Genomic DNA, 19,383 nt, shown 5'->3' with positions numbered 1-19,383 from the left:
GCCTGCCCGGTCGGCACGTCATCGGGTCCGTGCGGAGTTCTTCCGGGCCTCCCGGAGGACAAGCCGGTAAAAGTCGACATAGGAGCGTTCGACATGCGCACCGTGCTGCCGCACTTCGTCGTGCCTTTCGAGCAGACGGTTGATCGGTACGACCATGGCGGCGTGGTGCTCGACATGCAGGTTGTTCCCGTTGGTGAACCAGGTGCTCAGCCAACTGCCGCGTATGGAGCGCGTGTTCCGCAGAACATCCGTGGTTTCGGAGTCGCACAGGATGTGCTCGGGGAGTTCCAGCAGAAAGTGCATCGGTACGGCAAAAAGCAGTGGAAGGAGCCAGAGGCGGAGTATGAAGTCCCCCATGCCCGAGGCGGTCAGGGGCACAATGGCCAGCAGCAGCGCACCGAGGATCCGGTACTCGGTCATGACTTCACGTCTACGCCGTTCGGATATCTGGCCGAGGTCGTACGTCCAGCGTCCCGTGCAGCTGCGTGCGATATCCTTGAGGGTTTTGGCCAGGCGCACGTAATCGAAAGTCCCCTCAATCAGCATGCGCCAGGTGAGGGGCTGCCGTGCATCGAAGCCGAAGAATTCGGAATCCTGCGGCGTGCCCAGGTATCTGTGGTGCTGCAAGTGCTGTACCCGGTAGTGGCTGTAGACCACCAGCAGGGGAAGGCCAAGTGGAAGGCCGACCGCCCGGTGCAGTTTCGAATTGCGGAACGACGAATGGTGCAGGCACTGGTGCTGGAGTTCCACCATGTGGGTGTACGCGGCGCCGAGTAGGAACACTCCGGCGATCACCAAAGGCCACTGTGGCCGTAGCGCGAGGAAGCAGCCGGTCGCCACCATTACGAGAGCGACGAGCAGTTTGGCCACGAAGACGCGCTCGTCGTGCCGGGTCACCCGGGCCTTCTTGAAAAGAAGTTGGGGCTGCCTTTCTGCGGCCGGTGCGGACATCGTGCTCCTCGTTTTCAGGCTCGGAATACGCACGAAAAAGTGCGGCAGATCTGTTAGCCGTGGACGTCGCGAAACGAAGGAAATTGAGGATGCCGAGCTGATCCAACATGGTCGCGACCAGGACATTCTGGGGAGAGAGGTCCTCGGTCCGGCCTTGCCGCATCCTCGTTCGGTCCTTGCCCGGTGTGTGGGGTCGGCGGACGGCCCGGCCTTTCCCCCACCCCGAGGTGACGGCCGCTTCGCGATACCGTACTGGCCAATGCGCCGGCGAGGTTCAGCCGAGCGAAGGCGTTGCCGCCCACGAGGAGCACTTGTGCAGTCGATATATGTCAGTGAAGCCTCCGGTCACCTGCGTTGGATTGACATGTCTGGCGACGGGCCCCCGCACGTCTTTCTTCATGACCTTGGGCGTGCCGGTTCCGCGGACTTTCCCGGCATCGCGTCGCAGCCAGGGCTCGCTGGAAAGCGAAGTCTCATCCCCGATCTGTTCGGTCACGGATTCAGTGACGCCCCCGGCGACTTCACCTACACGCTGGAGGCCCACGCCGAGACCGTCGCTGCACTCCTCGACCATGTACGGGCCCGGGACTGCGTTCTCATCGGTGACGCGATGGGCGGTGCTGTCTGTGTTGTTCTGGCCGCCCGGCGTCCCGAACTGTTCTCCCGTGTCGTCGTCACCGGGGCCGCTCTCTGTGGTGGCGACGGGCTGCGGGGGGCCACTGTCGCCTCCTACGCCGAGGCCGAGTTCGTCAGCCGTGGGTTCCGGAGTGTGCTGGCAGGATCGGTGCCCGAGCACGCGGCCCGGATCCGGACCGCGAACCCCACCGCCTTGCATCGCAGCGCGGTCGGCTGGATGAAGGGGAGGGACTCCGGCCTGACGGAGCTGTTTCTCAAGCTGCCGCACCCCAAAGCCCTGGTTCGGGGCGCCCACAGCCGACCGCGTGCGCACGAGGACGAGGTCCGGGCGGCCGGCGTCCCGGTCATCGAGGTGCCAGGCACCGGAGTCGAGCTGCCGGCAGACGATCCGGCCCGGTTCGCCTCCGCCCTGGCAGATGCCATATCCACCAACTCCCCCGCGTGGAAAGGGAATTCCACCGACTGCGCCGGGAAAGTCGGCTCGGGAGACATCGACCTCGTCTGGCCGACCGAGGCGAACCCCACTCTGCTGGCAGGGGTGCACGCGGTCATCGCCGCTGTCACGGAACAGGGCGGAGCTCTCGGCTATCACATGGTTCCCGGCCGGGAGGAGACGGACGCGTGGCTGGAGGAAATGCTCGCCGACGTACGGTCGTCCGACGCAGCGCTCGCCGTGGCGGTGCGGGGCGATGACATCGTGGGATGCGGGCTCTGGCAGCGACACACCTCCGCGGCCAGCTATCGGCACAGCGCAGAGATCCCCCAGCTCATGAGCCACCCGGAGGCACGCGGACTGGGGATCGGGCGCCTCCTTGTCACCGCGCTCGTCAAGGACGCACGACGCGCCGGACTGGAGCTGCTGACGCTCGGTGTCCGCGGGAACAACCACGGGGCCATCGCCCTGTACGAGCAGCTCGGCTTCCGTGAGTGGGGGCGGCTTCCCAGTGGGGTCGCTGTCGCCAACGAGCGGTTCGATGACGTCAAGATGTGCCTGGAGCTCGGTCGGCCGGACGACGTGATCGTACGAGGGTCGGCTCCCGTGGGACCGGGTTCCTCCGTCCTGCGCTGAGCCTTCTGCGCACTCACCCACGGCGCGCGGCGGCGGCCGAGTCATGGAAAGGAGCTATGAGTCCTGGGCCCGTCGCCGGGTGAGGAGGTGTGCGATGAGCATCGCGATGATGCAGCCGGGAACCCAGGCGAGTTGGAACCAGTAGAAGAACGGCACCCCGGCCAGCCGCGGCCGGTCACGCGCGTACAACGGGACCGAGAGCAGCGCGACGACCGGAGCGATCAGGCACGCAGCGGCGGCGAACCGACGCGCTCGCCCCTTCCTGGGGTTTATGTCTTCCGCCTGTGGCACCAAGTCCTCCTCAATCCTGTCCCCCGTGCGCGAGAGTTGATATTATCCGCCAGTTGTATGGCCGGTTTTCTTTCAGATTCCCGCAGTTTGTTCGGTGGGATTCAGCCGAAAGTCCGCTCCTGACCGCAGCAGCTTCCCAGCGCAAGGCTCACGACCCCAGAGGCAGTGCCCATGACCGATGTTCCGATGGCCGCGACTTTCATCGTCGTCATCGGCAGCGCCTCGCTTCTCACCGTCACGGCCCGCCGTCTGCATCCCAACGACTACCTTCCCTCGCTCGACCGCTGGGCGCTCTCCGACCGCGTGCTCGGTACTTTCTGGACGTGGCTGCTCCTGGGCGGCACCATCTTCACCGCGTACACGTTCACTGCGGTTCCGGGTCTGGTGTACGGCAACGGCGCGCCGGCCTTCTTCGCCCTCCCCTACACCGTGATTGTGTGCCCGTTGGCCTTCATCCTGCTGCCCCGGATGTGGACGATGGCGCAAGAGCACGGCTATGTCACTGCGGCCGATTTCGTACGCGGCCAGTACCGGTCGGCGCCACTGGCGTTGGTGGTCGCGCTGACCGGCATCCTCGCGACCATGCCGTATCTCGCCCTGCAACTCCTGGGAATCCGGGCCGTGCTGAGCGCCGCTGGGATGCCCTCGCGAGGCATCGTCAGTGACATCGCGATGGTCGTGATCTTCGCGGGACTGGCCGTTGCCACCTATCGGTACGGGTTGCGGGCCCCGACGGTCATCTCGCTCTTCAAGTGCGTCGTCATCTTCGTTTCGACGCTGGCGATCTGCTGGTTGGTGCTGACGCGTCTGGGTGGCACCGGCGCTGTCTTCGACGCGGCGGCGACCCGCCTCGCCACCTCCACCGGAAATCCAGCCCTGCTCCTCACGGCCGACCAGCAGCCCGCATTCGCGACACTCGCCGCCGGTTCGGCTCTCGCCCTGCTGATGTATCCGCACGTGGTCACCGCCGCCTTTGCCGCCGCCGGTCCGTCGACGCTGCGCCGGGCGACTGTCGCTCTGCCGTTGTGGACAGCCGTTCTCGCTCTCTTTGGTCTGCTCGGCATCGCCGCACTGGCGGCGAATGTGCACACTCCTCCGAACGGAGCGGAGACCGCCGTCCCGATGCTGATCGTGCGGCTGATGCCGGGAGCACTGGCCGGAGTGATCCTCGGAGCGCTCACGATCGGCGCGCTGGTTCCGGCCGCCGTCATGTCGATCGCGGCTGCGACCTCCTTCGTTCGCAATGTGTACGTCGAGTACTTCGACCCCACCGCCACCCCCAAACGGCAGGTACGGATCGCCAAGACAGTCTCGCTCACCGCGAAGGCCGGTGCGGCCGCCTTCGTCTTCGGGTTGCGCGACCAGGACGCCATCAACCTTCAGCTCCTCGGCGGTGTCTGGATCCTGCAGATCTTCCCGGCCGTCGCCATCGGTCTCTACACCCGACGTCTGCATCCCCGGGCGCTGATCACCGGCTGGGCGGTGGGGATGGTGCTCGGGACGGTCCTGGTCGTACACGCGGGCTTCTCGCCCCTCGTTCCGCTAGGTCTACCCGGCCGTTCGCTGGCGTTCTACGCGGGCCTGGCCGCCATGCTGCTCAATCTCACCGTCGCCGTCGTCGGTACCGCCGTACTGAACCTGATCGGGAAGGGGCCAGGCGCCCGAGGCGACTGACGCCGTCGGAGGGAGGTCAGCGGGCGGCAGTCCGGCGCTGTCTCGCAAGAGCCGCCGCCAGGACCACGGTGACGAGGGCCAGGAGTTCGATTGCCGCTCCGGTCAGGGTGAGCGTGGTGATCGATCCGCGTTCCAGGGCGAGTCCGCCCAGGGCTCCGCCGAGTGCCAGGCCTAGATAGGAGGATGAGCCGTTGAGGGACAGAGCCACGGTCGGCTCGGGGATGTCCAGGCCGGATATCAAGTGGTTCTGTGCGGGAGGCAGTGCCCAGGACGCCACACTGACGACGCACAGGCACAGCGCGAACGCGAACGTGGTGCCCGGGGCGTTTCTCTGGGCGGCCACGGCAAGCAGCACCATGGCCAACAGTCCGGTGAAGAGGAGAACGACGGCTCCGCCGTAGGCGCGTCGGCCCCCGAATCTGTCGGCAGCCCTCCCCCCGAGGGCGCTGCCGGCCACTGCGGCCATGCCCGACACCAGCAGGAAGGCGCTGACGCCGGCTGCCTCTACTCCGGTGAGCTGCATCGCGAGGGGAGCTATGTAGATGACGACGGCGAACTCGCCGGCGCAGGCGAGGACGTTGGTCAGAAGTGCGATCAGGACGATGGGGTGTGTCGCCGCGGTGATCCGCTGCCGGATGGTGACCGCTGCCTGCGTAGGTACGTACGGGAGGACGCCGGCCAGGACGGCCACGGCTGCTGCGGCGAGGGCCGCCACCAGGAGCAGCGCCAAGCGCCAGCCGCCGACGGCACCGACCAGGGTGCCGAGGGGGATGCCCAGGGCGGTCGCCGCGGACATGCCGCCGACCACAATGGCGAGCGCCCGGCCCCTCCACTGCTGCGGGGCGACGCTCACCGTGATCATGATGGCGCACGGCAGATAGAGTCCCGCTGCCAGAGCGGCCAGCACCCGGGAAGCCATCAACACCGCGTAGTTCGGGGCGACGGCTCCCAGCAGGTTGGCGAGGACGAAGACCGTCAGGGCGCCCTGCAGCAGCCGTTTGCGGTTCAGGGCCGCGGTGACAGTCGCCAGGACGGGCGCCCCCGCGGCGTACACGAGAGCGAAGACGCTGATCAGCTGGCCCACGGTGGCCGCGGACACGTCGAGGTCGGCGGCGATCTCGCCGAGCAGACCGCTGATGATCAGGCTGTCAGTGCCGATGCTGAAAGCGCCGAGAGCCAGTGCCAGCAGCAGCAGCCGATGCGGCATGCCCTCCTTCCCGGCCGTTTCCATGCCGGTCTCGGCGGTGGTCCCTCGCGATGTCATGACTGCTGTACCGCTTCCTGTCGGTCGTGGTCGGCGAGTTGGTCGGTGGGTGGCCTCAGCCCGGGAATCGCTTCAGATACGCGGTGTTCCTGTCCCCCACCAAGTCGAGCAATTCTCCGAGCCTCCCGAGCCTGACCGCGTCCGGTATCCAGACCCACAGCTCGCGCGCCTCGGTCACAGCGCCACGCCGGGTCTTCGCCTCGAACCCTTCCAGACCGAGCCGAACCGTCGCCGCGCCACTGGTGATGGCCGTCCTGATGGGGTAGTAGAACGCCGCCCATGGGTACGCGGCGCTGCGGTCCTCGACGCCGTAGTCGCAGCCGTAGGACATGAAGACGACGCTCTTCCGGCCTTGCAGGTGCAGGGCGCAGGCGAGGATCCGGCCGTCCTGTTCGACGGTCGGCACGCGTACCGCGTCCGGCAGTCTTCCCGCCAGTTCGATACGTGCCCGGCGTATCGCCTCCACATCGGCCTTTCCGCCGTGCTTGATCAGCGTCTGTGCTTCCAGGACGGCGACCCGCTCGGCGTTCCGGGCCAGGTCGGCCACGCCCGTGGCCAGGCCCGGCGCCTCCTGGAGCCGTCTCTCCTCCAGGAGGTACCTCCGACGGCGACGGCTCGGGAGAGCGGTCAGGAACTCCTCGTAACTGCCGAATCTCCCGGTGTCCATCCAGGACGCCCCCGTCATCGCTCCACCGCGGAACCCGGCCTGAGTGAGGACCTCGCGCAGCCTGCCGTCACGAGGGCTGACGAAGGGGAACGCCACCGCCCCCGCGCCCTTTTCCACCACCCATGTCTGCGCCGCACGGACCAACTGCGCCGCCAGGCTTTCGGCCTCGGCTGCGTCGGCCTCGGGGTGCAGCTGCAGTTCACTGCGGTCGAACTCCCTGACGACCAGGCACGGGCCGACGCCGCGGCTCAGCACCTGCCAGAGCGGCGCCTCCCCGTCCGTCTCCTCTTTCGCTCCCGCCGCTTCGCAGGCCAGGGCTCGCTGGGCGCGCCGAAGGGGATCGGCTTTGCCCTCCTCGCTGTCATCCAGCCGCAGGACGGCCTGGGAGCCGACGAACTTCCACGGGTCGCTGGTCAGGCCGGACTCCGGAACGGCCAGTACGCCGCGCAGGGCGCCCCGCAGCCGACCCGCCGACCGGGACGTGAGCAGTACGCTCTCGCCCGGCTCCAGAAACTCCCTGAACTGGAGGAAGCCGCGGCTCGCGTCGATGTCCGACTCGTGGGTCAGCTCCTCCCACTCCCCGACCGGGACGTCGTCCACGCTGTTCAGATCGCTGATGTGTGACACCGCTGGAACCTCTTACTTCCCGCCCGCGAGATCGATGAACGAACCTGTCACGTAGGAGGCTTGGGCCGACAGCAGCCATACGACGGCCGCGGCGACCTCATCCGGATCTCCGCCACGTCGCATCGGCAGATTCCGCTCAACGCGTGCCACCCGGTCGGGATCCCCCCCGCTCGCGTGGATCTGGGAGCGGATGAACCCGGGCCTGACGGCGTTCACGCGGATGCCCTCGCTGGCGACCTCGAGGGAGAGTCCGGTGGTGAGCGTGTCCACGGCCCCCTTGGACGCCGCGTAGTCCACGTACTCCCCGGGTGCCCCGAGCCGGGAGGCGGCCGACGACACATTGACGATCGCCCCGCCGGCGCCCCCATGCATCGTCGACATCCGTAGAACCGCCTGCCGGGCGCACATGAAGTACCCCACGACGTTGGTGTCCAGGATCCGCCGGAGGCGGTCCGCGTCCAACTCGTCGACACGACACTGCCGTTCCAGGATGCCCACATTGTTGACCAGGCCACTCAGAGTTCCCAGTTCCTTGTCGGCGGTCGTGAACAGCCTCTCGATGTCGTCCGGTCGGCTCATGTCGGCCTGCACGGCTACTGCCTCGCCGCCGGCGGCGATCACGTCGGAGACGACCGACCGTGCGGCTTCCGCGTCCTCGCGGTAGGAGATGCACACGCGCCCCTCGAGGCCGCCGAGCCGGCGTGCGACGGCGGCGCCGATCCCCCGGCTGCCTCCTGTGACGACGGTTGCGCCCGTTGTCATCAGATGTCGCCGCCCGAGTCCTGGATGAACTGCGCGGACCACTTGCGCTTGGCCCGCAGGCTGAGCCGGTTCATCGCGTCCGGGAGGAGGCCCATGGGCCGGCGGATGTCGATGATCAGCATGATCCGGCGGCCGTCGCTCTCGTTGTAGACCTCGTGCTCGAACGTGTCGTCGATGAGGATTCCCTCGCCCTCCTTCCACGTGTGGATCTCCCGGTCGACACGGAGGCGAGGCGGGTTGTTGTCCGGGACCGTCAACGGCAGGTGGTACCGGAGGATTCCGGCGTATGGGCCATTGTGCGCCTTGAGTGTCACCCCGGGTTCGAGGATGGCGATGATCGCGTTGACGACGCGCGGGGTGCGCTCGGCGAAGTCCACGAACAAGGGGCAGTCCCGGTACGCGTCCGTGTTGGTCTCGCCCAGCATGTACGCGTAGTAGAGCCGCCAGTCGGTGGACACCTCCGCGGCCCGCAGGGGATCGATGTCCCCGTACTTGCGGACGTCACGCGACTCGATGAGCTTGGTGACCTCGGACTTGATCTGGTCGAACTGGTGGTCAAGCTTCCTCGACTCGGGGAACAGCGAGTAGGGCGACATGATCCTGAACCGGTTGCGGCCACCGCTGTTCTTCAGGAAATACCGGTTGAGCGCCTTGCGTACGCCCGGCTGATTGATGCTCAGTGAACCCTTCACGACTGGTCGTCACTCCTCTTGACTGCGAACACGGGCAGGTGGGTCGGCTGATGGAGCGGCACCGGCATCACGCGGAACCAGGACGGCATGTTGCGTACAGGAAGCCGGGATGCACCTCGTCGATCTGGCACGCCCAGCCCAGGCCGGCCAACCGCTGCGCCAACTCCGCGGGACTGCGGAACACCTTTACGATCCGGAAGCTGCGCCCGTCCTGAAGGCTCCGGCGGACTGCGACGTCCGGCTCACTCTCGTCCTTCTGTTCAAGGCGCCGTTCGTGGTGCGTCACATCTACGAACTCCACGACACCCTGCGGTCGCACGGCGCGGCCGACCGCCGTCCAGAAGGCGTCGAACGCGTCGTCGGGCACGTGGGCGAGCCAATGCGCGAAGAAAACGGCATCCCAACGACGTTCGGGGGTCCAGTCGAAGAGGTCCTGCCGCATGTACTCGACGTTCGGAAGCCCGTGCCTGCGCGCCTCCTCGATCATCTCCGGCGAGCCGTCCAGGGCGGTGACCCGATCGGCGATTTCCGAGAGATGGCGGGTCCAGTAGCCGGTACCGCTCGCCAGCTCCAGTACGTCTCCCTTGATGTTGCCGGCCCGCAGGCGCGTCAGCACGGGAGGCAATGCCGGGTCCATGTACGGCACAAATGTGGCGTCGTACTCTTTCGCGCGGGCCCGGTAATAGTTGAGTTGACTGTTGATGAGGGATTCATGGGCCATCATGCGTATTCCTCCTGGGGTCATTTCGAAGGGCCGATCATGGCCACGAGCCTCTGCGGAGAGAGGAGCATCTTTTCCTTGAAGGTCTCGTTGAGCCGTCCGCATTCGATCGAGTCGGCGCGAGTCGCCCACATGAGCCGGACGATCTCCCACCACAGGGCGTAGTACGGGCTGAAGGTGAGGTCGGAGCGGCCTCTCACATAGCCGCCGGCCCATGCCTGCAAACGCCGGGACTCCAGGAAGCAGACGGCTACCGCGAGGGGTTCGCCGTTGTTCTCACGCACTTCCACCACCCGGACCGGCCCGTCGAGTTCACGCAGGAACGCCGCCAGCCGCTGTGGGTCGTAGTACTTGGGCGAGCCGGCCCTGGCCGCGCTGGCCGCGATGAGTTCGAGCAGCGGTACCAGGCCGGGGTACCGGGCCCCGTGTACCAGGGTGTGGGCGCGCTCCGCATACCTTCGCAGTTGCCGCTGATAGTCGCGCCGTACCGACCTGCGCATGCCGGCCAGGTACGTGTCGCCGTCCGGCGCGTCGGAGCGGTGCAGTGTCCAGCGGGGCACCAGTTCCTTGCGCTGAAACCCCCGTCGCGCCAGCGACGGCAGCAGCGGGCTGTCTTCGCTCAGATTGACGAACCCCCAGAGGGGGGCGCTCAGTTCGGCGGCGCGGTCGCCGAACGCGGCGCTCAGTGCCCCGAGCGCCTCTTCGTCTGCGGTGAGCAGCCGGGAATCCGGGGAGTGCCACATCGGGGAGAGCAGGGCCTGTTCGCCGTCTGCGAGCCCGAGGAGGCCGAGAGGGTCACCCTGAAGGTACGTGGGGGCCGCGGCGACCAGTTCGCCGCCTCTGCGGACCTCCAGATACCTGGGTGCGCTGATCCGCTGCACTGGATGGTGCTCGTACGCGCTGAGGAAGGCCCGCGTGTGGAAGACCGGGGCATCCAGCCTCGACACCAGGGTGTCCCAGTCCGAAGCCAGTGCGTCGGCCGTTTCTGTCCCCCCGGTCACCAGTGGCGTCGCCTCGGTGGTGCGCGGCACGCCGGAGCCGGCGGTCCGCGCGGTGGCGGTCGGCGGGGACTGGGAGGACGAATCAGCCGACGCAGACGTGGCCGCGGACCGCAGGGCCACGCCGATGGCCACGGCGCACGCCTCGACGTCGTCGGGGTCGACCGGACCCATGTGGCCGATGCGCAGCACCTCGCTTTTCCACGGCCCACGTCCCGACGAGACCCACACGTCGTGCTCGGCCGCCAGTACCTCCCGCACGCGTTCCGCGTCCGCGGGCGCCGGAAGTCGGACGGCGGTCACCGTCGGGGAGCTGTTCGCCTCGTCGGGAACGACCGTCAGCCCCTGGGCGCGCAGGGCTTCCCGGCATCGCAGCGCCGTACGGTCGTGGCGCTCCCACACGCTCTCAACGCCTTCTTTCTCGATCTCGGCAAGAGCCGTGTCCAGGGCATAGAGCACCGAGAGAGCAGGCGTGTACGTGGTGGTGCCCTGCCGGGCGTGCTCGGCGGCGCGGGCGAGGTTCAGATAGTAGGAGCCCTCGCCGGGCTCGGCGGCCCGGGCCAGCGCACGCTCGGACGCCGCGACCAGTGAGAGGCCGGGTGGGCAGGCCAGGGCCTTCTGCGTCACAGTGACGACGGCGTCGAGTCCGAGTGCGTCGAAGCCGATCTCGGTGGCGGCCACGCTACTGACGGCATCAACGAGGATCAGGCAGTCGCTCACAGCCCTGATGGCCCGCGCCCACTCACCCAGGGGCGCGATGACGCCGGTGGACGTCTCGTTGTGGGTGAGCAGGACGGCGTCGTACCCGAGGGCGAGGCGCTCGGTGATCCGCTCCGTGGGCACGATCTGGCCCCAAGGAGCGGCGAGCACGTCGATCAGCGCTCCGTGGTGTGCGGCGATGTCCGCGAAGCGCTCGCCGAAGTAGCCGAGTTGTACGGACAGCACGCGGTCCCCCGGCCGCAGCAGCGACGCGGCGACCGCCTCGATGCCGCCGGTTCCGGAGCAGGTCAGGGGCAGGACTGCGCCCTCCGTACCGAAAAGCATGCCGAGCCGGGGCGTGATGGCGCCGATGAGCTCGCGGAATCCCGCGGAACGGTGGCTGACCATCCGGGTGCTCATGGCCGCGAGTGTGTGATGCGGTACCTCGACGGGGCCCGTCACCCTGTAGTTGCGCATGTGTGCCTCACTCCTTCCCTCGAATCGTCGCGAAGGACGGTTTCCAGCCCCGCACGCGCCTGGGACCGCTCGATACGAACCGGTGTCCCGCTCATCCGGTCCGACGACATGCCCTCCCGCACGAGCAGGTCGAGCGACGTGTCGTACCGGACTGAGGTGTAGGGGCGGGGAGCCCGCCGGTCGAGCACGGTCCGCAGCACTGTGGCCAGGTCCGTACCGTCGGCGGTTCTGAAGAGGTCGTGCAACGTTCCGACCGCATCTTGCACCGCCTCAGGGCCGCGGGCGTCGATGACCTGCTCCGCCTTTGCCCCCTCCACCAACGGGGCCAGCCACAGCAAGTTGAGTGCGCAGGCCAGGCCGTGCGGGATGCCCAAACGCGCGGTGAGCGGATAGGACATCGCGTGCGCCGCCGTCGTCCGGGTGATGTCGATGGCTCGTCCCGCCAAAGTGGCCGCCCGGCTGAGCTGATCGCGCTCGGCCGGGTCCGGCAGGTCGTCGGCGTGCAGGAGTACGGGCACGAGCAGTCGAAGAGCTGCGGTGGCCTGCTCCCGCGACGACGCCGTGGAGCGGATCGACCAGAGTGACTCAACGGCGTGGGCCAGTGTGTCGAGAGCACATGTCCAGGTCAGACCGGGTGGACATGTCTCGGTCAGTGCCGGGTCCACGACGGCGAAGTCGGTACGCGCGACGGGGGTGTCGAGGGAGACCTTGCGGTGTCCCCGGTAGAGCGTCGCGAACTGCGTGACTTCGCTACCGGTGCCCGCCGTGGTGGGGACGAGCAGCAGCTGCCGCCCGTCCGCCGTGGCCGGCCGACGCCCGGCGATGATCTCCTCGGCCGCAGCGACGTCGCCGGGCAGTACGCGCCCGGCCTTGGCGACATCGAGCGCGGAGCCTCCGCCGAGGCCCACCACCAGGTCGGCGCCGGACGCCTGACACAGCATGGCCGCTTCGACCGCCTGTGCGAGGGTGGGATTGGGCTGGAATGAGGTGAAGGTGACGACGTCGACTGCCGGCCACGCCGCGACCGGTACCCGGCGCAGCGCTCCTTCGCTCGCGACCACGAGCACACGGCGGCCCGCGCACAGGCGAGGGACCTCAGCGAAGCTCCCCCTGCCCTCCAGCAGTACGGTGATGTGCCCACTTCCGGTACCGAGCTCTGTCCTGCGGTTCACGGCGTGTCCTGGGTGGTCCCGGTGCCGACCGCGCCACCGGCTGCGGCAGCCACGCGGAAACGGTCAGCGATCTCCACCGGACCGGTCGACGCGGTTGCCCTGGGGTGGACTTCGTCCGGCGTGGGAACGACGGTGAGCACGAGGAGCACCGGGCCTTCTGCGGTCAGTGCCGTGTGCGTGCTCCCGTCAAGCTCTCGGGGTGAGTCGCAGGTGAGTACGGTTCGGTAACCGAGCCCTGTGCCGAGGGCCGCCCAGTCGAGTCGGCGGGAGGTGGTGGGCTGGCAGCCGGTGGACTCGTAACAGCCGTTGTCGACGACGACATGGGTGAGGTTGCGGGCACCGGACGCGCCGAGGGTTGAGCCGGTTCCCAGGTGCATGAGGAAAGCGCCGTCGCCGTCCAGCATGACCGTACGCCGGTCCGGCCGGGCGGTGGCGAGGCCGACGCCGACGGCCGAGGCGTGCCCCATCGAGCCCTGCATGTAGAAGGTGTCCGGCCGGTCCCGTTCGTGGTGGGCCTGTCGGGACAGATAGCCGGTGGTGGTGACCAGCAGCTCGTCCGTCAGCTTCGCCATGAGGCAGGAGACGACGTCCGGGCGGGTGAGCCGGCCGTCGGTGGACTCAGCGACGGAGTAGGCGCCGGTGACCTTTCCGATGGCGCCCCGAGGAACCAGCAGGAAGAAGGGACGGCCCTGTGCCCGTGCCTCCGCGGCCTGGGCCAGTGCCTCGTCCAGCTTCCCCTCCCACAGCATTGTGTGGGGCACATCAAGGCTCTCCAGCATGCCGATGGTGGAGTTGCCCATCGTGGCGTGCTGCGGCTCGTCCTCACCCGGATCGGGCCACCCACGCATGGTCATGACGACGAGCAACGGCACCCGGTACGGCAGCAGCAGGGACGCCAGCGGGTTGATGAGATTGCCGAATCCGGAGTTCTGGCAGAGCACGGCCGATGTCCGGCCCGCCAGTTCCCACCCTGCGGCGATGGCGAGCGCCGCGCCTTCCGACACAGCCGGCGTCAGATCCCCGGCGTCGTCGAACAGTGCCCAGGGGCCGGCGAGATGCCCGCACGGCACTCCCGCCACACTGCGCACCCCGTAGGCACGCAGGGCGGCGACGAACTCCTCTGCGGTGACCTGGGGGCTCATCGATCGGTTTCCAGCCACTGGTCCATGCCGGACAGCGCGAAGATGTCCTTGACGGTGGCGATACGCGGTTCCAGGTCCGCGGTGGAGCCCTTCGCGATGACGTCGGCCCAGGTGTCGCGGATGGCCGTGATGGCGGCGCGCATACCGTGGTTCGCGTAGATGACCATCGCGATCCCCGCCTCGCGCGCCTGCGTGGAGGAAAAGTCGGCGTAGGTGGTCGGAACGATCACGACCGGCGCCCGGTGGTCCCACTCCCGCATGAAAGAGACGATCTCCGAGGAGTCCACCGCCTTCGAGTGGACGAGTACGGCGTCCGCGCCGGCATCGACGTAGAGGTGGCAGCGGCTCAGCGCCTCCTCCAGCCCGAGGCCGCAGATGAACGCTTCGGTGCGGGCGATCAGTACGGTGTCCGCCGACAGCTGGGCCCTCTTGGCGGCTTGGAGCTTACGGCCGAACTCATCGGCCGCCAGGAGCTTCTGGCCGGCGTTCACAAAGCTGTTGCGCTTGGGGAAGATCTTGTCCTCGATGCAGATGCCGGCGATGCCCGCCTCTTCGTAACGCATCATCGTGTAAGCGGCGTTGAGGACACCGCCGAATCCGGTGTCGCAGTCGGCGATCACCGGGAGCGACACCGAACGCTGCATCGCCACGGCTCCGGCAAGATATTCGGCCATGCCGAGCAGGCTGACGTCCGGCAGGCCGTTCGCCGCCGAGATCTCCAGCCCGGACGCCCAAACGGCGTCGAATCCGGCCTCCTCCGCGAGCCGGGCCGACAGGCCGTCGTGCGCGCCGGCAGTTCTGACCAGCCGGGCATCGGCGAACGCCTCCCGGAGCGCGGCGGCGCGCGGAGAGGACACAGTTGACTTCGTGCGGGTGGTCGACGATTCGGATGAGGTGATGGTCACGCTTCTCCTACGGTGTGAGTGACAGCTCGGCCGCCGCGGACAGACACGAGGTCAGGCGACGGGCGGCCGTGCGCAGGACGTCATGGGGTTCCGCGACACAGAGCCGCAGATGGCCGGGCATGCCGAACGTCGAGCCGGCGCGGAGTCCGACTCCGGCCTCGCGCCTCAGCGCGCGGCACAGTTGCTGGTCGTCGTCGGCACCGAGCAGTCGGCGCGCCAGCGCTTGCGACGCGTCGAGACAGAGGTAGATCCCACCGGCAGCCGGCAGTGGTTTCAGGTACGGGACCGCGGACATGGCCTCCAGCGCCACGGCCCGCTGAGCGGCCAGTTCCGCGGCACGCCGGGCGACGCCGTCTCCGGTCGCCGTGCCCGTGCCGACGGTGTCGTTCTCGTGCCGCAGCACCGCGGCGGCGGCGGCCTGGGCCGGGCCGGAGACGGGCCCGGTGGTGTGCTCGACGATCTCCAGTACCTCCGCGGTCAGCCGAGGGTCCGCCCATACCCAGCCGACACGCAGACCGGCCAGGGCGTACACCTTGGAAGCCCCGCCGATGACGACTTCGTGCGGCCCGGCCTGGACACGGTTGTCGACGTCCGGGCCGTAGGCCCAGTAGATGTCGTCGATGATCAGGCGTATGTCCCGGTCGGCCGCCCACTCGCGCAGCGAGCGCATGCGTTCTTCGTCGTAGCAGGCCCCCGAGGGATTGACCGGGCTGTTGACGAGTACGGCCCGGGTACGGCGTGTACGGGCGGCGTCCAGGCGCTCCGGGTCGACGAGCAGCCCGTGTTCCGGGTCGCCCGGCACGGCGACCGCTGTGGCGCCGGCAAGCTGGACGACGGTCGGGTAGTGGCTCCAGTACGGGGCCGGAACGAGGATCTCGCCATCGCGCGCCACGGCGGCGATGGCCGCGAACAAGCCGTGCCGGCCGCCTGCGGTGATCGTGATGTGCTCGGCGTCGACGGCCGTGCCGGTGCGGAGCCTGTAGTGGTGCGCCACGGCCGAGCGCAGTTCCGTCGAACCGGTGCCGGGCGCGTACGCGGCGACGCGTGGGGAGTCCAGCATCCGGCGGACAGCGGCGCGTGCGATCTCGGGTAAGGGCTCCAGGATCTGTCCGGACGACAGGTCTATGGGATCGGCCGCCGGGGCTTTCTCGTGGAGGAATGAGGCGGAAGTCGCGCTGCCGGGGTCGTCGTTCACAGCTGGCCCTCCCTGGCGGTGAGCGGCCTGATACCGGCGAGTTCCGCGATCTTGCCCAGATCCTCGACGACGGGCCGGAGCAGCGGTATGCCGTTGGCCGAGCGTTCCTCGGCGCAGCGATGGCGGCGATCGCCGGGAAGCCGGACAGGAGTCCGTTCGTCGACGGGGCTACCCGCGCGGATCTCATCCGCCATCGCCGTGATGTCGCGCGTGATGCGTCCGATGTCGCCCAACGCAGCGAGGTCCAGACACAGCACGAAGTGTCCGAGGTCCGCACCCTGCGGTCCGTAGGTGTGACGGCTCCAGCTCGCGCCGGTGAGGGGTCCGCAGAGCAGTTCGGCCAGCAGGCCGATCCCGGAGCCCTTGTGGCCGCCGTGCTCCTCGCCGAGGCCGCCGACAGGCAGCAGCGCGTAGCCCTCTCTGGCTCGCAGTCCGGCGACGACCAGGGGAATGTCGGTGGAAGTGACACCGTCCGGTCCGACGGCCCAACCGGGGAGCATGGGCCTGCCCTCCCGGTGCAGCCGCTCCAGCTTGCCGCGCGGGACGATGCTGGTCGCCGCGTCGTAGCAGAGCGGCTCGCCGTCGGTGAGTACCGCGTAGCTGACGGGGTCCGTGCCGAACATGGGCTCGGCAGCGCCGGTGGGAGCGACTTGAGGGGTGGCGTTGGTGGTCACCAGGGCCAGCGTTCCGGCTCTGGCGGCACGTTCGGTGTACCAGCCTGCGATGCCGATGTGGTTCGACCGGCGTACTGCCACCGCCGCGACGCCGTGTTCCTTGGCGCGTTCGACGGCCAGGTCGACGGCCAGGCACAGGGCGGGCTGCCCCAACCCGTTCTCCGCGTCGACGACGCTGACGCCCCCGGCCTCACGGACCACGCGCGGCCGCGCACCTTTGTTGATCGTGCCCGCGCGCAAGCCCTCGACGTACCGGCGGAGCCGGGCGACTCCGTGGCTGTCGACACCGGCGAGGTCCGCGGCCACTAGGACCTCGGCCGTCACTTCCGCGTCGGCCTCGGCGGCGCCGACCGACACGAGCGCTTCGACGACGAATTCGGTCAGGGATTTCCTGCCGACCACGAAAGCCCGGTCGGTGCGATCACTGTGGTACATGTCCCTCCAGCTCCATGCCTTCTTCGAGCCGGCCGTGTCATCGGCGGCTTGTCGCACTGTTTGTCGAGCTTTGGGCTTACGTCTCCGCGACCGCCCGGGCCGCGCATGCCTCCGCGGCGGCCCGCGCCAGGCCCCGCCGGAGTGCGGGTCCTGTCAGGGGGGCGCCGGGGCGCGGGTTGTCGATGAGGTGAGTGGTGACCAGCGGATGGTCGGCGGGCTCGTCGGCACGCATGGCGACCATGGCCGTGGGCAGTCCGCGTTCGCGGCGCAGCCGGGCGATACTGCCCGGCAGTTTGCCCTGCCAGGTTCCCTCGTCGATGGCCCCTTCTGCGGTCAGGACCAGGTCAGCTTGGCCGATGGTGTCGTCCGGGTCGGTGATGTCCAGCAGTGCTTCCGCACCGCTGCGGGCGGTGGTGTCCGTCACCGCGGAGAGTCCGAAGCCGATGCCGCCGCCGGCCCCGAACCAGGGGGTGTGGAATCGCTCTGTCGCACCGCGGTCGCCGGCGTCCGTGAGCAGGCCGGTGAGGTGATGCAGGGCTCGGACGGCTGCCGGACGGTTCTGGGCGGTGATGCCTTTCTGGGCTCCAAACGTGTCCAGGTTGTCCGACAGGGGTGTGCGTACGTCCGCGAGCAGGCGCACGGTCACCCCGGACAGCAGCGAGCGGGCGGGGGTCAGGTCGACGCGCACCGCCCCGGTGACGCGCCCCGGGCTGGGATCCGTCTCGCGACCTCCGCGGTCCAGGAAGCGGGCTCCGAGCGCGGCCAGCGCGCCGGCGCCGCCATCCGTGACGGCTGTTCCGCCAAGAGCCACGAGGACGGTGGTGGCACCTGTTGCGACGGCCGCGGCGATGGCGTGGCCGACCGAGGCCGAACTGGCCTCCAGCACCCGTAGTTCGTGGGGGCGCAGTGCCCCCAGACCGCAGAGCCCGGCGCTCTCGACCACGGCGGTGTGCCGGTCGAGCGCGAGCCATCGGGCCTTCGCCGGCCGACCGAGAACGTCGATGACGTCCAGCGGGTGGAGGCGGCCGCCCCGGGTCGCGTGCAGGACGTCGAGCGTGCCGTCGCCGCCGTCCGAGAGCGGCCGGGCCAGCACGCTCGCGGCGGGCCGGGCCCGTCGGACGCCTGCGACGAGCGCGGCGGCCACTTCAGTGGCCGAGGCGTGTCCGCGCATGCAGTTGGGAGCCACCACGATGTCCGCGGCGGCCGCCTGGCCGGCGTTCACGACGCTTCGATGGTGCGACGTATCCATGTGCGCAGGAGCAACCGGGTGTGGTCGGGCTCGTCCCGGAACTCCGTGCGCCCATGCAGCAATGCCAGGTTGTCGAACAGGGCGAGTTCGCCTTCGCGCAGTTTTCCGGTCAGCAATGCGCTGCTCGAACCGATCAACGCGTCAAGAGCGTCAAGGGCTGTCCGCTGCCGGGCGGTGAGGGGAGGCACGTCCGGGTGATCGTGGCCCTGGTCGATATAGCTGCGCAGGTAGGTGATGGCGGGCCGTCCGCGCTGGGTGAACAGGACGGGTTTGGTTGTCGTGGGGGCCTCGCCCGGCTGTTGGTCGCCGCGCCGGTCAAAATGGAAGGGTTCCCGCAGGGTCCGCACAACGCCCGGCTCGAGTGCGCGTTCCACGTCCCGTACGTGCAAGCACTGGAGAGCCCCGCCCCACTCGGACTGGCGTACGCAGAAGAGCGTGAACACATCGGGCGCGGGCAGCGCCGCCTCGGCGCCATCGGTGTGCAGGTCACCACCGAGCCGGGAGTCGGAGTACCGGGTACGCCCCCGCTGGCTGATGCTCATGCCCCGGTCCTTCACCTCGCGGACGAGGGTGCCTTCCCGGTTCTGCGGCAGCGGCGCGCCGATCAGGCTGGTCGCGCGGGAGACGGCTCGCTCACCGCTGTCGCGATCGGCGGGAAGCCCGGCGAGGACCAGCACTCCGGCGCCGTCGTCCAGATATGTGCGTACGTACTTTCCCAACTCGGCCCGCGCCGCGGCTTCGTCGGCCATGCTTTCGTCCGCGTAGGTCAAGTAGTCCCGAAGGTTCCCCTCCACCGGCACACGCAGGGGATCGAACCCGTCCCCCTGTGCCCGCCCTTGACCGACCCGATCCCCGTTGTTCGTCACCGACGCCCCCTGCCTGCCACACAGCGTATTGCCGTGACCCGCTCGACCCGCGGGTTGTAGAGGAGTTGTCTGCGTCGACGATTCGGTTGACCTGAGTTTCCCTCAAATAACCGCCATGTTTGTGTCATCCGAACGTACTGTTCGCGCATCGTCCACGTTGTACGACGCACGTGCGACTCCTGGGAGAGCCGGTCCCGGACGTGACGTGTGCGATCAG

17 protein-coding genes are annotated in these 19,383 nt (G+C 68.7%); 2 read left to right on the top strand and 15 right to left on the bottom strand.

The window, feature by feature from the left end; all coding sequences use genetic code 11:
• Positions 1 to 18: 18 nt before the first annotated feature.
• Entirely contained in the window at positions 19 to 951 is a 933-nt protein-coding gene (locus tag AC07DF_RS41020) for a fatty acid desaturase family protein (protein ID WP_478982661.1), read from the bottom strand.
• Positions 952 to 1,315: 364 nt separating this feature from the next.
• Here AC07DF_RS41020 and AC07DF_RS41015 point away from each other — a divergent pair, with 364 nt between their 5' ends.
• A complete protein-coding gene (locus AC07DF_RS41015; RefSeq protein WP_478982659.1) occupies positions 1,316 to 2,656 on the top strand; it encodes a GNAT family N-acetyltransferase in 1,341 nt (446 codons plus the stop codon).
• 54 nt (positions 2,657 to 2,710) lie between these two features.
• Here the strand turns inward: AC07DF_RS41015 and AC07DF_RS41010 are convergent, their stop codons facing one another.
• On the bottom strand, positions 2,711 to 2,947 hold the full coding sequence (locus AC07DF_RS41010) for a DUF3311 domain-containing protein (RefSeq protein WP_478982657.1): 237 nt from the start codon (positions 2,945 to 2,947) through the stop codon (positions 2,711 to 2,713).
• A gap of 171 nt (positions 2,948 to 3,118) precedes the next feature.
• Between AC07DF_RS41010 and AC07DF_RS41005 the strand changes: the two genes are divergently transcribed.
• Positions 3,119 to 4,621, top strand: coding sequence for a sodium:solute symporter family protein (locus AC07DF_RS41005; protein ID WP_478982655.1), 1,503 nt, complete (start codon positions 3,119 to 3,121; stop codon positions 4,619 to 4,621).
• A 16-nt stretch (positions 4,622 to 4,637) separates the two neighbouring features.
• On the opposite strand, the gene AC07DF_RS41000 is transcribed toward AC07DF_RS41005, so the two are convergent.
• The 13 genes from AC07DF_RS41000 to AC07DF_RS40940 form a co-directional block, all read right to left on the bottom strand.
• On the bottom strand, positions 4,638 to 5,885 hold the full coding sequence (locus AC07DF_RS41000; RefSeq protein ID WP_478982653.1) for an MFS transporter: 1,248 nt from the start codon (positions 5,883 to 5,885) through the stop codon (positions 4,638 to 4,640).
• Positions 5,886 to 5,940: 55 nt separating this feature from the next.
• Entirely contained in the window at positions 5,941 to 7,179 is a 1,239-nt protein-coding gene (locus AC07DF_RS40995; RefSeq protein WP_478982651.1) for a GNAT family N-acetyltransferase, read from the bottom strand.
• A gap of 12 nt (positions 7,180 to 7,191) precedes the next feature.
• Positions 7,192 to 7,941, bottom strand: coding sequence for an SDR family oxidoreductase (locus AC07DF_RS40990; RefSeq protein WP_478982649.1), 750 nt, complete (start codon positions 7,939 to 7,941; stop codon positions 7,192 to 7,194).
• Positions 7,941 to 8,633, bottom strand: coding sequence for an aspartyl/asparaginyl beta-hydroxylase domain-containing protein (locus AC07DF_RS40985; protein ID WP_478982647.1), 693 nt, complete (start codon positions 8,631 to 8,633; stop codon positions 7,941 to 7,943). Before AC07DF_RS40985 ends, AC07DF_RS40990 begins: the two co-directional genes overlap by 1 nt.
• Positions 8,634 to 8,700: 67 nt before the next feature.
• On the bottom strand, positions 8,701 to 9,357 hold the full coding sequence (locus tag AC07DF_RS40980; RefSeq protein ID WP_478982645.1) for a class I SAM-dependent methyltransferase: 657 nt from the start codon (positions 9,355 to 9,357) through the stop codon (positions 8,701 to 8,703).
• A 17-nt stretch (positions 9,358 to 9,374) separates the two neighbouring features.
• Positions 9,375 to 11,528, bottom strand: coding sequence for an aminotransferase class V-fold PLP-dependent enzyme (locus tag AC07DF_RS40975; RefSeq protein ID WP_478982643.1), 2,154 nt, complete (start codon positions 11,526 to 11,528; stop codon positions 9,375 to 9,377).
• The gene (locus tag AC07DF_RS40970; protein WP_478982641.1) at positions 11,510 to 12,700 is read right to left on the bottom strand and encodes a phosphonoacetaldehyde reductase; all 1,191 of its coding nucleotides are present in this window, start codon (positions 12,698 to 12,700) and stop codon (positions 11,510 to 11,512) included. The genes AC07DF_RS40975 and AC07DF_RS40970 overlap by 19 nt, the downstream gene beginning before the upstream one ends.
• Entirely contained in the window at positions 12,697 to 13,842 is a 1,146-nt protein-coding gene (locus AC07DF_RS40965) for a thiamine pyrophosphate-dependent enzyme (protein WP_478982639.1), read from the bottom strand. The genes AC07DF_RS40970 and AC07DF_RS40965 overlap by 4 nt, the downstream gene beginning before the upstream one ends.
• The gene (locus AC07DF_RS40960) at positions 13,839 to 14,699 is read right to left on the bottom strand and encodes an isocitrate lyase/phosphoenolpyruvate mutase family protein (RefSeq protein ID WP_478982637.1); all 861 of its coding nucleotides are present in this window, start codon (positions 14,697 to 14,699) and stop codon (positions 13,839 to 13,841) included. Before AC07DF_RS40960 ends, AC07DF_RS40965 begins: the two co-directional genes overlap by 4 nt.
• Positions 14,700 to 14,754: 55 nt before the next feature.
• Entirely contained in the window at positions 14,755 to 15,942 is a 1,188-nt protein-coding gene (locus AC07DF_RS40955) for a pyridoxal phosphate-dependent aminotransferase (protein ID WP_478982635.1), read from the bottom strand.
• Positions 15,939 to 17,051 carry an Ldh family oxidoreductase gene (locus AC07DF_RS40950; protein WP_478982632.1) on the bottom strand — a complete coding sequence of 371 codons (1,113 nt, stop codon included), beginning with the start codon at positions 17,049 to 17,051 and terminating at the stop codon, positions 15,939 to 15,941. Before AC07DF_RS40950 ends, AC07DF_RS40955 begins: the two co-directional genes overlap by 4 nt.
• A 76-nt stretch (positions 17,052 to 17,127) precedes the next feature.
• Positions 17,128 to 18,273, bottom strand: a complete 1,146-nt coding sequence (locus AC07DF_RS40945; protein WP_454364344.1) for a glycerate kinase — start codon at positions 18,271 to 18,273, stop codon at positions 17,128 to 17,130.
• Entirely contained in the window at positions 18,270 to 19,049 is a 780-nt protein-coding gene (locus AC07DF_RS40940) for a TauD/TfdA family dioxygenase (protein WP_478982629.1), read from the bottom strand. Before AC07DF_RS40940 ends, AC07DF_RS40945 begins: the two co-directional genes overlap by 4 nt.
• Between the last annotated feature and the right edge of the window lie 334 nt (positions 19,050 to 19,383).

Source organism: Streptomyces sp. NPDC044719, assembly GCF_056433405.1.
Note: the sequence above shows the minus strand (reverse complement) of the source record. Positions and strands in the feature narration are given on the sequence as shown.